Origin of the sequence: Pseudomonas sp. JV245A (assembly GCF_032424515.1) — a bacterium.
Classification (GTDB): domain Bacteria; phylum Pseudomonadota; class Gammaproteobacteria; order Pseudomonadales; family Pseudomonadaceae; genus Aquipseudomonas; species Aquipseudomonas protegens.
The window spans coordinates 18005-31557 of sequence record NZ_VYKE01000018.1 but is presented as its reverse complement, the minus strand read 5'-3'; the positions used below and the strand labels follow the sequence as shown (position 1 = coordinate 31557).

The window sequence follows — 13553 nt, the reverse complement described above, 5'->3', positions numbered from 1 at the left end:
ACGCACCGTTCCGGGGTTGGTCTTTAGGACAAATCTCAAAAAATCTAGAGAAAACAGCTATTTATGATGTAAGACTTTCGCCATTTCTCTGCAAATAGCCCCGTCCGTCACATCCCTGTCACCTCCCTGACTTAATGTCCCCAGCACTTACCTCCTCCCTCTATATAGAAGGCCAGTGCCGCCATGCCCCGCGCTTCCACCGTCAGTGAACGAGATATCTGGTGCCGGACCATCAGCCTGTTTCTGATCGGTTTCGTTTGCTACGCCCTGCCCTGGTCGGTATTCGCCGCCCTGCCCCCAGCCCCGGACAATGCGCCCGTCCTGCGCATCCAAGGCTCCAATACCATCGGCGCCCGGCTGGGCCCGGCCCTGGTCAAGGGCCTGATGGAAGAACAGGGCCTGCGCGATATCAGGATCACCGCAAGTGGCAAAGACAATGAACAACAGGTGGTGGGGCAAACCGCCCAAGGCCGAGCGGTGCGGGTGGAAGTGGCCGCCCACGGTTCGAGTACCGGCTTTGCCGCTCTGAAAACCGCCCGGGCCGACCTGGCCGCCGCTTCACGGCCGATCAAGGACAGCGAGCTGGTGGACCTTGAAAGCCTGGGAGACCTGAAAAGCCCCAGCGCCGAACAGGTGATCGCCATCGACGGGCTGGCAATCATCCTGCATCCGCACAACCCGCTGAACCAACTGAACACCGAGCAACTGGCCCGGCTGTTCAGCGGCGAAGCCATGACCTGGGAAGAACTGGGTGGCATTGGCGGCGCGGTACATCTCTATGCCCGGGATGATCAGTCCGGCACCTACGACACCTTCAAGGAACTGGTACTCAGCCGTCGCGGCAAGACCCTGAGCCCCGGCGCGAAACGTTTCGAATCCAGCGAGCAGTTGTCCGACGCGGTCAGCCATGACCCCCAGGGCATAGGTTTCATCGGCCTGCCCTATGTGCGCCAGGCCAAGGCGGTGGCCATTGTCGACGGCGACTCACAGCCGATGCTGCCGCTCAACAGCCTGATCGCCACCGAGGATTACCCGCTGTCACGGCGCCTGTACCTGTACCTGCCGCCCAATGGGCAGAACCCCTGGGCCGATGCCCTGGTGAGCTTTGCCCAGGGCAGCAAGGGCCAGGCCATCGTCGCCGCCAACGGCTTTATCGCCCAGACCGTGCAGGCCATGCGCGTCGCTCCCGGCCCGCAGATGCCGGAGGCTTATCAGGCGCTCACCCGCCAGGCGCAGCGCCTGACGGTCAACTTTCGTTTTGAGGAGGGCAGCGCCAGCCTGGACAACAAGGCCCGCCAGGACCTCAATCGGGTACTGGATTACCTGCGCCAGCACGGCAAGATGAACCGCCAGGTGACCCTGGCCGGCTTCGGTGACGCCAAGAACGATCCGGCCCGCGCGGCCTTGCTGTCCAAACTGCGGGCCATGGCGGTACGCCGGGAACTGGTGAAGAGCGGCGTGGTGTTTCGCGAGATTCGCGGCTTTGGCGCCGAGCTGCCGGTAGCAGCCAACAGTGCCGACGAAGGGCGGATCAAGAACCGCCGCGTGGAGGTGTGGGTGTACTGAACTCCCAGCGGCCGGCCTTTCGACAGGCCGGCCGCATCGCCCTCAATGCCCGCTGCGCATCAGCTCCTTGGGTACATACTTGCCGATTTCATACTTGCCGATCGCCGCGCGGTGCACCTCATCCGGGCCGTCGGCCAGGCGCAAGGTACGCTGCATCGCATACATGTAGGCCAGCGGGAAGTCGTTGGAGACCCCGGCCCCGCCGTGGATCTGGATCGCCCGGTCGATCACCCGCAGGGCCACGTTCGGCGCCACGACCTTGATCTGGGCAATCTCGCTCTTGGCCACCTTGTTGCCCACGGTGTCCATCATGTACGCGGCCTTCAGCGTCAGCAGCCGGGCCATGTCGATCTCCATCCGCGAGTCGGCGATTTTGTCGATGTTGCCCCCCAGGCGCGCCAGCGGCTTGCCAAAGGCAGTACGGTTCACCGAACGCTTGCACATCAGTTCCAGCGCCCGCTCCGCCATGCCGATGGAACGCATGCAGTGGTGGATCCGGCCCGGGCCAAGGCGGCCCTGGGCAATCTCGAAACCACGGCCCTCACCCAGCAGCACGTTCTCGTAGGGGACCCGGACGTTGTCGAACAGCACTTCGGCGTGGCCATGGGGTGCGTCGTCGTAGCCGAACACCGGCAACGGGCGAACAATCTTCACCCCGGGGGTATCCACCGGCACCAGGATCATCGAATGCTGTTGGTGGCGCGGCGCATCCGGGTTGCTCAGGCCCATGAAGATCAGGATCTTGCAGCGTGGGTCGCAGGCGCCCGAGGTCCACCATTTCTTGCCGTTGATCAGCCACTGGTCGCCGTCGCGTACCGCACGGGCCGCCATGTTGGTGGCATCGGAGGACGCCACGTCCGGCTCGGTCATGGCGAACGCGGAGCGGATCTCGCCACGCAGCAATGGCTCCAGCCAGCGCTGTTTCTGCTCTTCGTTGGCGTAGCGCACCAGCACTTCCATGTTGCCGGTATCCGGTGCCGAGCAGTTGAAGGGTTCCGGGCCCAACAACGACCGCCCCATGATTTCCGCCAGCGGCGCGTACTCAAGGTTGGTCAGGCCTGCCCCCAACTCCGACTCAGGCAGAAACAAATTCCATAGCCCGGCCTCCTTGGCCTTGAGTTTCAGCTCTTCCATGATGGCGGTCGGCTGCCAGCGATCGCCTTCGGCAACCTGACGCTCGAAGACCGCTTCAGCCGGATAAACATAGGCATCCATGAACGCGGTGACACGCTCACGCAGTTCCTGAACCTTGGGGGAATAGGCGAATTCCATGGGCAGCTCTACCTTTGTGACGATCGGGTGTTGGAGGACTGAAATCGATGCTAGATCAGCTACGAAAATTTACCTAGCCTATTCTCGGCGTGTATTAACATTCATCACCGATATATGATCGGCTGATCCGACAGGCTTCCGAGCCCTCCCACAGGCCCTAACAATAAGAGTGCAGCGCAATGAATCTGAGCAAGGTCGATCTCAACCTCTTCATCGTTTTCGATGCGATCTACACCGAAGCCAACCTGACCCGCGCAGGGCAGATCGTCGGCATCACCCAACCGGCGGTATCCAACGCCCTGGCACGCCTGCGCGAGACCTTCAACGACCCGCTCTTCGTGCGTACAGCCCAGGGCATGGTGCCCACGCCCATGGCGCAGAACATCATCGGGCCGGTGCGCAATGCCCTGTCGCTGCTGCGGGTTTCGGTCCAGGAAAGTCGCATTTTCAACCCCCTGCAAGCGGTCAAGACCTACCGCATCAGCATGACCGACCTCACCGAAGCGGTGATCCTGCCACCGCTGTTCCAGCGCCTGCGGCGCCTGGCGCCGGCGGTGATCATCGAAAGCTTTCTCTCCAAGCGTCGGGAAACCACCAAGGAGCTGGCAGCCGGGCGCCTGGACTTTGCCGTCGACGCACCGCTCAATACCGACCCCCAGGTGCGTCACGTCAAGCTGATGGAGGACCGCTATGTGTGCGCCATGCGCAAGGGCCACCCGCTGGCGGGCAAGGAAAAATTCAGCCTGGACGATTACCTGTCCCTGACCCACATCCATATCTCCAGCCGCCGCAGCGGCCTCGGGCATGTCGACCTGGCCCTGGGCAAGATGGGTATCCAGCGCAAGATCGCCCTGCGCTCCCAGCATTACCTGATGGCTTCCCAGGTGCTGCAGCAGACCGACATGGTGATGACCGTACCGGAGCGCTTTGCCCGTCGCCATGAACTGCACGCGTTCAACCTGCCGGTCAATGATGTCCCGCCAGTGGAAACCCACCTGTACTGGCACGAGAGCACCGACCAGGACCCGGCCAACCGCTGGATGCGCGAGCAGATGATCGAGCTCTGCCAGCAGGTCACGGCCTACGAAAAGAAGCTCGACCAGCAGACCGCCTGAGTCCTTTCGCCGGCAAGCCCTCACTGCAGGAGCCGGCTTGCCGGCGAACGGGATCGGCTCGGACTGCTTGACGTATACGTCAACCTGCCTTTAGCTTAGCGCCAAGCCCCCTCTTGAGCGCCTCCATGAGCAGCCAGACCTACAGCATTTCCGACCTCGCCCGCGAGCTCGACATCACCACCCGGGCCATCCGTTTCTATGAAGAGCAGGGCCTGCTGGCACCCGAACGCCGTGGCCAGGAGCGCATCTATTCGCCCCGGGACAAGGTCAGCCTGAAACTTATCCTGCGGGGCAAGCGCATCGGCTTTTCCCTGGCCGAGTGCCGCGAACTGATCGAGCTCTACGACCCGAGCAGCGGCAACCTGAAGCAGCTGCACAGCATGCTGGCGAAAATCGCCGAGCGTCGCGAACAGCTCGAACAGCAACTGCTCGACATCGAACAGATGAAGCTGGAACTGGACACCGCCGAAGAGCGCTGCACCCAGGCGCTGGAGCAGACCATCCTGAACCAGAAAAGCACCGCCCGATAATCATCGGCACACCTGCGCCCGGGCGCCGGTATCCGCCACTCCCTATAAGAAGGTGAACCTGAATGTCACTCCCCAGCCATGTACGCCTGATCGAAGTCGGCCCCCGCGACGGCCTGCAGAACGAAGCCCAGCCCATCAGCGTCGAAGACAAGGTGCAATTGGTGGATGCCCTCACCGCCGCCGGCCTGGGCTACATAGAAGTCGGCAGTTTCGTGTCTCCCAAATGGGTGCCGCAGATGGCCGGTTCAGCCGAGGTCTTCGCCCGTATCCAGCGCAAGCCCGGGGTTGTCTATGGCGCACTGGCGCCCAACCTGCGGGGGTTCGAAGATGCCCTGGCGGCTGGGGTCAAGGAAGTGGCGGTGTTCGCCGCGGCCTCGCAAGCCTTCTCCCAGCGCAACATCAACTGCTCCATCAGCGAAAGCCTGGAACGCTTCGTGCCGATCATGGACGCCGCCAAGCAGCACGGCATCAGCGTGCGCGGTTACGTGTCGTGCGTGCTGGGCTGCCCTTATGAAGGTGAAGTGGCCCCGGAACAGGTGGCCATGGTCGCCCGCGAGCTGCATGACATGGGCTGTTACGAGGTCTCTCTGGGCGACACCATTGGTACCGGCACCGCCGGTGCCACCCGGCGCATGTTCGAGGTGGTGGGCGCCCAGGTACCACGGGAAAAACTCGCCGGGCACTTCCACGACACCTACGGCCAGGCCCTGGCCAATGTCTACGCCAGCCTGCTGGAAGGCATCGCGGTGTTCGACAGCTCCATCGCCGGCCTCGGCGGCTGCCCCTATGCCAAGGGCGCCAGCGGAAACGTCGCCACCGAAGACGTGCTCTACCTGCTCAATGGCCTGGGCATCCATACCGGTATCGACATGGACCGCCTGATCGACGCCGGCCGGCAGATCTGCAACGTGCTGGGGCGCCCCTCCGGCTCCCGCGTGGCCAAGGCGCGTAACCCCAGCTGAGGCATTGTGCGGCCGGGTGTTACCGGCCACTCCGATCTGGGGCGGGAACGAGTAACACGGAAACAGTTTGTCGAATTTGTTGCGGTACAGATTGTCCTACAAAATTATCAAGTCATTGATTTTAAAGGACTTTAAAAAGTTGGCACGGCTTCTGCTATCTCTATGGCATAACAAGAATAAAAAGCAGCAAACCTAATAAAAATAAGACGTAACGACTCTGAGATAACAAAAACAACACGGCAGAGACGCAGCTAACAGATTTTTTTGGAGAGGATGCACTGTGCAGGAGGGCTTGCAAGAGCCACCCGCAACCGGTCAGAGAACAATAAAACTACCCTGAGGTAGCTCCCGAACTGGTTGGATCGCCCTGGCGACACATTGAATCAGCGCTCAAAAAAATACGTTTGCTCTTGATCCCGGATGGGGATCGCCAAAAACAGCAGTAAAGGGCAACGGTTGCCAAAAACAACAATAGACCGCCCCTCAATAATAAAAAAAGAGCACGCAACGACAAAATTAAAGGGGAGCTTCGGCTCCCCTTTGTGCTTTCTGCGATCCCTCTTTGCTGCCCATAAAGCGTGCACCGGCGCCGATGCACGCTCCATCCGGGTTCACCCCTTGTTCATGCGCTCACGCAGCTCCTCGATGCTGATTTCGCGCATGCGGAACTTCTGGATCTTACCGGTCACGGTCATGGGAAACTCTTCAACGAACTTGAAGTAACGCGGCGTCTTGAAGTGCGCGATACGCTCCTTGCACCAGGTCTGCAGCTCCAGCTCATTGGCCGAATGGCCGGGGTGGAACTTGATCCAGGCGACGATCTCCTCGCCGTACCTGTCGCAGGGGATGCCGATTACCTGCACATCAGCCACCGCAGGATGGGTGAAGAAGAACTCTTCCAGCTCTCGCGGATAAATGTTCTCGCCACCGCGAATGATCATGTCCTTGTTGCGCCCGGCAATGCACACATAACCCTGCTGGTTCATGGTGGCCAGGTCACCGGTGTGCATCCAGCCGGCCTGATCGATGGACTCGCGGGTGCCCTCAGGGTTGTTCCAGTAACCGAGCATGACGCTGTAGCCCCGGGTGCACAGCTCACCGATGGTGCCGCGGGGCACCACATTGCCGGCCTCGTCGATGATCTTGCTCTCCAGGTGCGGCTGGGTCCGGCCCACGGTGGTCACCCGCAGTTCCAGGTCGTCGTCCGGCCCGGTCTGCAGCGACACCGGGCTGGTTTCGGTCATGCCGTAGGCGATCTGCACTTCGCTCATGTGCATTTCGCTGATCACCCGGCGCATCACCTCGATCGGGCAGGTGGCCCCGGCCATGATCCCGGTCCGCAGGCTCGACAGGTCGAACTCGCTGCGGCGGGGCTGATCGAGCACAGCGATAAACATCGTGGGTACGCCGTACAGGCCGGTGGCGCGCTCTTCGGCCACCGCAGTCAAGGTCAGCAGCGGGTCAAAGGCGTCATTGGGATAGATCATGGTGGTGCCGTGGGTGATGCACCCCAGGTTGCCCATGACCATGCCGAAGCAGTGGTACAGCGGCACCGGGATCACCAGCCGGTCGGCAGCAGTCAGGCCCAGGCTCTCCCCCACCATGTAACCGTTGTTGAGGATGTTGTAGTGGCTCAGGGTCGCGCCCTTGGGGAAACCGGTGGTGCCGGAGGTGTACTGGATATTCACCGGCTGATCGAAATCCAGGCTGTCCTGGCGCGCCTGCAACTGCTCGGCCGTGGCCCCCGCCCCCAGCGCCGATAGCTGCGACCAGGGCAGGAAACCCGACGGCGGCTGCGCATCCAGGCTGATCACCCCGCGCAGATCGGGTAACCGCTCGCTGTGCAATTGGCCGATGGACTGTTGCGCCAGCTCGGGCACCAGGCCCTGGAGCATGCCGTGGTAATCGGACGTCTTGAAGGCTCCAGCGCAGATCAGCCACTGGCAGCCGGACTGCCTGAGCACATACTCCAGCTCGGAACTGCGGTAGGCCGGATTGATGTTCACCAGAATCGCGCCGATCTTGGCGCTGGCGAACTGGGCGATGCACCACTGGGCGCAGTTGGGGGCCCAGATACCCAGGCGATCGCCGGTCTTGAGCCCCAGAGCCAGCAGCGCCCGGGCATGCAGGTCGACCGCCTCGCGCAGTTGCTGCCAGGTGTAGCGCAGCTGCTGGTGGCGCACCACCAGAGCCTCACCCTGGGGATAGGCGGCGACGGTGTTATCGAAAGCCTGGCCGATGGTCAACGCCAGCAGCGGCTGGTCTTGCGTACCACGGGTGTAACTGCGATCCGGCTGGAAACCCGAGTGTTCCATGACGACCCCTATTGTCTTTATTAGTGGGTGTGCAGGAGCCAGGCGAAAGGTGCAAAACAGCCTGGCTCCAATCGAAAGCCTCGCTACTCTGGCGCAAGTTGACGTTTACGTAAAGGGCGATTGACAGCCACCGGTCGCAGGTTTACGTTAACGTAAAGGTGAGAGCCAGGCCGCGCCGCTCTCGACATCCTATTCCCTCAATAAAAACAAGTTTGAAGGTGCCCCGCCATGAGTTACCCGACCCTGAACTTCGCCCTCGGTGAAACCATCGACATGCTGCGCCAACAGGTCCAGGCCTTCGTCAAGGCGGAGCTGGCACCCCGGGCAGCGCAGATCGATGTCGACAACCTGTTCCCCGCCGACATGTGGCGCAAATTCGGCGACATGGGCCTCTTGGGCATCACCGTGGCGGAAGAATACGGTGGCGCCGGCCTGGGTTACTTGGCGCATGTGGTCGCCATGGAGGAGATCAGCCGCGGCTCGGCCTCGGTGGCGCTGTCCTACGGCGCGCACTCCAACCTCTGCGTGAACCAGATCAACCGCAACGGCAACCACGAACAGAAGAGCAAATACCTGCCCAAGCTGATCAGCGGCGAACACATCGGCGCCCTGGCCATGAGCGAACCCAATGCCGGCTCCGACGTGGTGTCGATGAAGCTGCGGGCCGACAAACGCGGCGACCATTTCGTGCTCAATGGCAGCAAGACCTGGATCACCAACGGCCCCGATGCCAACACCTACGTGATCTACGCCAAGACCGACCTGGAGAAAGGCCCCCACGGCATCACCGCCTTCATCGTCGAGCGCGACTGGAAAGGCTTCAGCCGCAGCAACAAGTTCGACAAGCTGGGCATGCGCGGCTCCAACACCTGCGAGCTGTTCTTCGATGACGTGGAAGTGCCGGAGGAAAACATCCTCGGCGTGCTCAATGGTGGCGTCAAAGTGCTGATGAGCGGCCTCGACTACGAGCGCGTGGTGCTCTCCGGCGGCCCCACCGGGATCATGCAGGCCTGCATGGACCTGGTGGTGCCCTACATCCACGACCGCAAGCAGTTCGGCCAGAGCATCGGCGAATTCCAGCTGATCCAGGGCAAGATCGCCGACATGTACACCCAGCTCAACGCCAGCCGCGCCTACCTGTATGCGGTGGCCCAAGCCTGCGAGCGCGGCGAAACCACCCGCAAGGATGCCGCCGGAGTGATCCTCTACAGCGCCGAGCGCGCGACCCAGATGGCCCTCGACGCAATCCAGATCCTCGGCGGCAACGGCTACATCAATGAATTCCCCGCCGGCCGCCTGCTGCGCGACGCCAAGCTCTACGAGATCGGCGCCGGCACCAGCGAGATCCGCCGCATGCTGATCGGTCGCGAACTGTTCAACGAAACCCGCTAACGGAGCTGTCCATGGCTATCTTGCATACCCAGCTCAACCCGCGCTCAGCGGAGTTCGTGGCCAACAGCGAGGCGATGCTGGCCCAGGTCGACGCCTTGCACAGCCTGCTCGCCCAGGTCCAGCAAGGCGGCGGCGCCAAGGCCCAGGAGCGCCACACTTCGCGGGGCAAGCTGCTGCCCCGCGAGCGCATCAACCGCCTGCTCGACCCCGGCTCGCCGTTCCTGGAAATCAGCGCCCTGGCCGCCTATGAGGTCTACGGCGAAGACGTACCCGCCGCAGGCGTGATTGCCGGTATCGGCCGGGTGGAAGGCGTCGAATGCATGATCGTGGCCAACGACGCCACGGTGAAAGGCGGTTCCTATTACCCGCTGACGGTGAAAAAGCACCTGCGGGCGCAGACCATCGCCCAGCAGAACCGCCTGCCGTGCATCTACCTGGTGGACTCCGGCGGCGCCAACCTGCCGCGCCAGGATGAAGTGTTCCCGGACCGCGAGCACTTCGGGCGGATCTTCTTCAACCAGGCCAACATGAGCGCTCAGGGCATCCCGCAGATCGCCGTGGTGATGGGCTCCTGCACCGCCGGGGGTGCCTATGTTCCGGCCATGGCCGACGAAGCCATCATGGTCCGTGAACAAGCCACTATCTTTCTCGCCGGCCCGCCCCTGGTGAAAGCCGCTACCGGCGAAGTGGTAAGTGCCGAGGACCTGGGCGGCGCCGATGTGCATTGCAAGATTTCCGGGGTCGCCGACCACTATGCCGAGAGCGACGAACACGCCCTGGCCCTGGCCCGGCGCAGCGTGGCCAACCTCAACTGGCATAAACAGGGCCAATTGCAACAACGCACGCCGATCGCTCCGCTGTATGCCCGCGACGAACTCTATGGCGTGGTCCCGGCCGATCCCAAGCAGCCGTTCGATGTACGTGAAGTCATCGCCCGGCTGGTGGACGGTTCGGTATTCGATGAGTTCAAGGCCCTGTTCGGCACCACCCTGGTCTGCGGCTTCGCCCACCTGCACGGCTACCCGGTGGCCATCCTCGCCAACAACGGCATCCTCTTCGCCGAAGCCGCGCAAAAAGGCGCGCACTTCATCGAACTGGCCTGCCAGCGCGGGATTCCGCTGCTGTTCCTGCAGAACATCACCGGTTTCATGGTGGGGCAGAAATATGAGGCTGGCGGCATCGCCAAGCACGGCGCCAAGCTGGTGACCGCAGTGGCCTGCGCCCAGGTACCGAAGTTCACGGTGATCATCGGCGGCAGTTTCGGTGCCGGCAACTACGGCATGTGCGGCCGGGCCTATGACCCGCGCTTCCTGTGGATGTGGCCCAACGCGCGCATCGGCGTGATGGGGGCCGAGCAGGCCGCCGGAGTCCTGGTGCAGGTCAAGCGCGAACAGGCCGAGCGCGGCGGGCAAAGCTTCGACGCCGCCCAGGAAGCCCAGATCAAGCAGCCGATCCTCGACCAGTACGAGCATCAGGGGCACCCCTACTACTCCAGCGCACGGCTCTGGGATGACGGCGTCATCGACCCGGCGCAAACCCGTGACGTACTGGCCCTGGCCCTGTCTGCGGCCCTCAACGCCCCCATCGAACAGAGCCGCTTCGGCGTGTTCCGCATGTAATCCTGCGCGAGAAGAACATGAGCGACTTCAATACCCTGGAACTGCTGCGTGACCCTCGAGGCTTCGCCACCCTGTGGCTCAGCCGCGAAGACAAGAACAACGCCTTCAACGCCGAAATGATCCGTGAACTGATCCTCGCCCTGGATCAGGTGCAGGGCGACCCGAGCCTGCGCTTCCTGCTGCTGCGCGGGCGCGGCCGGCATTTCAGCGCCGGCGCCGACCTGGCCTGGATGCAGCAATCGGCCGAGCTCGACTACCACACCAACCTCGACGACGCCCGGGAACTGGCGGAGCTGATGTACAACCTGGCCAAGCTGAAGATCCCGACCCTGGCGGTGGTGCAAGGCGCGGCCTTTGGCGGGGCCCTGGGCCTGATCAGTTGCTGCGACATGGCCATCGGCAGTGACGAGGCGCAATTCTGCCTCTCCGAAGTGCGCATCGGCCTGGCACCAGCGGTCATCAGCCCGTTCGTGGTCCAGGCCATCGGCGAACGCGCCGCCCGCCGCTATGCCCTCACCGCCGAACGCTTTGGCGGCCAGCGGGCGCGGGAAATCGGTCTCCTGGCAGAAAGCTATCCCGCCGCAGAGCTGGATCAACAGGTCCAGCAGTGGGTCGACAATCTGCTGCTCAACAGTCCCCAGGCGATGCGCGCCAGCAAGGACCTGCTGCGGGAAGTGGGCAACGGCGCGTTGACCACCGCCCTGCGTCGCTATTGCGAAAACGCCATCGCCCGCATCCGGGTCAGCGCCGAAGGCCAGGAAGGCCTGCGGGCATTCCTGGAAAAACGCCCGCCCAGCTGGCAGTCCGAGACCACGTCCAAGGAGTCCCGTTGATGAGCGCCCCTGTTCTAGACACCCTGCTGGTGGCCAACCGCGGCGAGATCGCCTGCCGGGTGATGCGCACCGCCAAGGCCCTGGGCCTGACCACCGTGGCCGTGCACAGCGCTACCGACCGCGACGCCCGGCACAGCCGTGAAGCGGATATCCGCGTGGACCTGGGCGGCAGCAAGGCTGCCGACAGCTACCTGCAGATCGACAAGCTGATTGCCGCCGCCCGGGCCAGCGGCGCCCAGGCCATCCATCCCGGGTATGGGTTTCTCTCGGAGAACGCCGGTTTTGCCCGAGCCATCGAAGCCGCCGGGCTGATTTTCCTCGGCCCGCCTGCCGCGGCCATCGACGCCATGGGCAGCAAGTCGGCAGCCAAGGCGCTGATGGAAACCGCCGGGGTGCCCCTGGTTCCGGGTTACCACGGTGAAGCCCAGGACCTGGAAACCTTCCGCAATGCCGCCGAACGCATCGGCTACCCGGTGCTGCTCAAGGCCACCGCGGGCGGTGGCGGCAAGGGCATGAAAGTCGTCGAGGACGTCAGCCAACTGGCCGAAGCCCTGGCCTCGGCCCAGCGCGAAGCCCAGTCGTCCTTCGGCGATTCGCGGATGCTGGTGGAAAAGTACCTGCTCAAGCCACGGCACGTGGAGATCCAGGTGTTTGCCGACCAGCACGGCAACTGCCTGTACCTCAACGAACGCGACTGTTCGATCCAGCGCCGCCACCAGAAAGTGGTCGAGGAAGCTCCGGCCCCGGGCCTCAGCCCCGAACTGCGCAAGGCCATGGGCGAAGCCGCGGTGCGCGCGGCCCAGGCCATTGGCTACGTGGGCGCGGGCACCGTGGAGTTTCTCCTGGATGCCCGTGGCGAATTCTTCTTCATGGAGATGAACACCCGATTGCAGGTGGAACACCCGGTCACCGAGGCCATCACCGGTCTGGACCTGGTGGCCTGGCAGATCCGCGTGGCCCGCGGCGAAACCCTGCCCATCAGCCAGGAGCAGGTGCCACTGCGCGGGCATGCGATCGAAGTACGGCTGTATGCCGAAGACCCGGCCAACGACTTTCTTCCGGCCACCGGGCGCCTGGAGCTGTACCGCGAATCGGTTGCAGGCCCCGGTCGGCGGGTGGACAGCGGTGTCGAGGAAGGCGACAGCGTTTCGCCCTTCTACGACCCGATGCTGGGCAAGCTCATTGCCTGGGGCGAAGACCGCGAGCAGGCGCGCCTGCGGTTGCTGAGCATGCTGGACGAGTTCGTCATCGGTGGCCTGAAGACCAACCTGGCGTTTCTGCGGCGCATCATTGCCCACCCGGCCTTTGCCGAAGCGCAGCTGGATACCGGCTTTATCCCTCGCTATCAGGAGCAGTTGCTGCCAGCCGCAGGCGAGCTGAGTGCAGACTTCTGGCAAGCGGCCGCCCACGCCTTCAGCCAGAGCCAGCCGCCACGCACACGAAGCGATGATCCCGACTCGCCATGGTCCGCCATCAACGGCTGGCGCAACGGCCTGCCAGCGCAAACCAGCCTGCACCTGAGCTGCGCCGGCCAGGATCAGGCCATCAGCCTTGGCGCTCGCACTGCGGCCTTTGAGCTGCAGGGCGAGCACCTATGGACAGAGCAACAGGGACTGCGCCGCGAGCACCGGGCCATCCGCCGCGGCGACACCCTGTACCTGAACTGGCAGGGCGACACACATGCCGTCAGCGCCTATGACCCGATTGCCGCGGCCGAAGCCAGCCATAGCCAGCAAGGCGGGCTGACTGCGCCGATGAATGGCAGCATCGTTCGGATATTGGTCAGCCCGGGGCAAAGCGTCGAGGCCGGTGCACAACTGGTAGTGCTGGAAGCCATGAAGATGGAACACAGCATTCGTGCCCCCCAGGCCGGGGTCATCAAGGCGCTGTATTGCCAGGAAGGCGAAATGGTCAGCGAAGGCAGTGCATTGGTGGAGTTGGAATAACTC

Annotated in this window: 11 protein-coding genes; 8 read left to right on the top strand and 3 right to left on the bottom strand. The window is 63.3% G+C overall.

Translation table 11 applies throughout. The features are described 5' to 3' along the window. Positions 1–183 precede the first annotated feature (183 nt). On the top strand, positions 184–1566 hold the full coding sequence (locus F6S12_RS08035) for a phosphate ABC transporter substrate-binding/OmpA family protein (protein ID WP_315868827.1): 1383 nt from the start codon (positions 184–186) through the stop codon (positions 1564–1566). Between the two features lie 42 nt (positions 1567–1608). Here F6S12_RS08035 and F6S12_RS08030 read toward each other — a convergent pair whose 3' ends face one another. Next, the gene (locus F6S12_RS08030; RefSeq protein WP_011062218.1) at positions 1609–2838 is read right to left on the bottom strand and encodes an acyl-CoA dehydrogenase; all 1230 of its coding nucleotides are present in this window, start codon (positions 2836–2838) and stop codon (positions 1609–1611) included. A 179-nt stretch (positions 2839–3017) separates the two neighbouring features. Here F6S12_RS08030 and F6S12_RS08025 point away from each other — a divergent pair, with 179 nt between their 5' ends. The 3 genes from F6S12_RS08025 to F6S12_RS08015 all read left to right on the top strand — a co-directional run bounded on the left by F6S12_RS08025 (position 3018) and on the right by F6S12_RS08015 (position 5445). Next, a complete protein-coding gene (locus F6S12_RS08025; protein ID WP_011062219.1) occupies positions 3018–3953 on the top strand; it encodes a LysR family transcriptional regulator in 936 nt (311 codons plus the stop codon). Between the two features lie 125 nt (positions 3954–4078). After that, positions 4079–4483 (top strand): MerR family transcriptional regulator, encoded by a 405-nt coding sequence (locus F6S12_RS08020; protein WP_011062220.1) that lies wholly within the window; start codon positions 4079–4081, stop codon positions 4481–4483. A gap of 62 nt (positions 4484–4545) precedes the next feature. Continuing rightward, positions 4546–5445, top strand: coding sequence for a hydroxymethylglutaryl-CoA lyase (locus tag F6S12_RS08015; RefSeq protein ID WP_053159463.1), 900 nt, complete (start codon positions 4546–4548; stop codon positions 5443–5445). 383 nt (positions 5446–5828) lie between these two features. Here the strand turns inward: F6S12_RS08015 and F6S12_RS08010 are convergent, their stop codons facing one another. Together F6S12_RS08010 and F6S12_RS08005 are read right to left on the bottom strand one after the other, a co-directional pair. Next, positions 5829–6050, bottom strand: coding sequence for a hypothetical protein (locus F6S12_RS08010; protein ID WP_125062762.1), 222 nt, complete (start codon positions 6048–6050; stop codon positions 5829–5831). 6 nt (positions 6051–6056) lie between these two features. Further along, positions 6057–7760 (bottom strand): AMP-binding protein, encoded by a 1704-nt coding sequence (locus tag F6S12_RS08005; RefSeq protein ID WP_194237568.1) that lies wholly within the window; start codon positions 7758–7760, stop codon positions 6057–6059. 228 nt (positions 7761–7988) lie between these two features. Between F6S12_RS08005 and F6S12_RS08000 the strand changes: the two genes are divergently transcribed. Genes F6S12_RS08000 through F6S12_RS07985 form a run of 4 tightly spaced genes read left to right on the top strand, consistent with a single transcriptional unit; the run spans position 7989 to position 13550 of the window. Further along, complete coding sequence (locus F6S12_RS08000; RefSeq protein ID WP_015636316.1) at positions 7989–9152, top strand: isovaleryl-CoA dehydrogenase; 1164 nt, start codon at positions 7989–7991, stop codon at positions 9150–9152. Positions 9153–9163: 11 nt separating this feature from the next. Continuing rightward, the gene (locus F6S12_RS07995) at positions 9164–10771 is read left to right on the top strand and encodes a carboxyl transferase domain-containing protein (RefSeq protein WP_015636317.1); all 1608 of its coding nucleotides are present in this window, start codon (positions 9164–9166) and stop codon (positions 10769–10771) included. 17 nt (positions 10772–10788) lie between these two features. Further along, a complete protein-coding gene (locus F6S12_RS07990) occupies positions 10789–11604 on the top strand; it encodes a gamma-carboxygeranoyl-CoA hydratase (RefSeq protein ID WP_011062225.1) in 816 nt (271 codons plus the stop codon). Next, positions 11604–13550, top strand: coding sequence for an acetyl/propionyl/methylcrotonyl-CoA carboxylase subunit alpha (locus F6S12_RS07985; protein ID WP_065363225.1), 1947 nt, complete (start codon positions 11604–11606; stop codon positions 13548–13550). Before F6S12_RS07990 ends, F6S12_RS07985 begins: the two co-directional genes overlap by 1 nt. The last annotated feature ends 3 nt before the right edge of the window (positions 13551–13553 follow it).